This window comes from Sulfitobacter sp. (assembly GCF_041552635.1).
Taxonomy (GTDB): Bacteria; Pseudomonadota; Alphaproteobacteria; order Rhodobacterales; family Rhodobacteraceae; genus Sulfitobacter.
Genome location: NZ_JBFEKM010000361.1, coordinates 1 through 1,433 on the forward strand (window position 1 = coordinate 1; position 1,433 = coordinate 1,433).

Annotated in this window: 1 protein-coding gene; it reads right to left on the reverse strand. The window is 56.4% G+C overall.

Translation table 11 applies throughout. The annotated features are described in order from the left end of the window. On the reverse strand, nt 1–1,433 hold a 1,433-nt coding region (locus ABYT07_RS21085), incomplete at both ends, for a type VI secretion system contractile sheath domain-containing protein (RefSeq protein ID WP_372993950.1).

Consider the following 1,433-nt stretch of genomic DNA (forward strand, 5'->3'; position numbering starts at 1 on the left):
GCGGCCAGATCGGCGGCCAATTCTTCGGCGGACACATCATACAAGATGATCTCAAGCGTGCTGTCGGTTTCAATGCGGCGCGCAAGCATGTCCAACGACCGCCATTGCGCTTCGATTGCCTGAAAATCCGGATGATGTAGCACCAGCCGCATGGCCGAACTCAACGCCTCGTCAACGGCCTTTGTCATCTCGGCGGCACCCGCGTCAGGGGCTTTGACAATGTGCGGCCCCACAACCTGAGCAATCAGATCATCGGCAGGGCCTGACGGGGTCAGTGATCCACCGGTATCCCCGATCAGGGCCTGAAAATCGCTGAGTTTCAGATTTACAGGCACTGATGTGCTTGCAGAGCGCTTTGGCAGCTTGATTGGTGTTGCATGGGTTTCAGACCATGTTTGCAATTGCGCAATCGTCCGGTCCGCCATGGACCCCACAGCCAGTTGCTTACGCAGACCCGAGATTTCATCGAAAATACCCAGATTGTCATAAAGTTCATCCGGATGCAGGTCGTCAAATTCCTTCAACTTGACCTCGACGCCGCTGCCGTCTTTGCCGATCTTGAGGTTAAGCGTCGTGCCAAAACCTTCGATGATCTCGTCAATGGTATCGACATCCAGCGCAATGGGCGCGCGGGCCGCCAAAGCGTCGCCAGTCTCCATCTGCCCTTTTGCCGCGCGGCCTGTGAAATCACCAAAGACGGCCATACGGAATTTCTTGCGATTCAGGCTCGCCCTTTCGGGGCGCGGCTCCGAGATCAGTCCGAAAGGGGATTGTCGCGATTCATGAGACACAACAGGTTGCTCCTCTTTGCTTTCAACGACATTTGCCGATGCAGGTGTGTCCAGACCGGCCAACATATCGTCCAATCCGTCGCCGCCCTGATCTGACCCTTCGTCAAGCCCGCCCAAAAGCGCATCCAGATCATCGGTCTCTTTTGCGGGAGTATCACCTTCGGGGGTGTCATCGCCAAGCCCCGCCAGAAGATCATCAAGTTCGTCTACTGCAGCAGGTTCTTCCGCAACGTCCAAACCACCTAGAATATCGTCAAGATCATCTGCCGCGTCCGCAACTTCGGGTGCGTCCAAATCGCCCAGGATATCATCCAGAGAACTCTCGTCGCTGGCCTCCTCCGCCGCGTCCAAGCCACCTAGAATGTCGTCAAGATCATCCGACGCTTCCGCAACTTCAGGCGTATCCAGATCGCCTAGGATATCATCCAGAGAACTCTCGTCGCTGGCCTCCTCTGCCACGTCCAGCCCGCCGAGAATGTCGTCAAGATCATCAGCCGCTTCCGCAACTTCAGGCGTATCCAGATCGCCTAGGATATCATCCAAAGAACTCTCGTCGCTAGCCTCCTCCGCCGCGTCCAAGCCACCTAGAATATTGTCAAGATCATCTGCCGCGTCCGCAACTTCGGGTGCGTCCAAATCGCC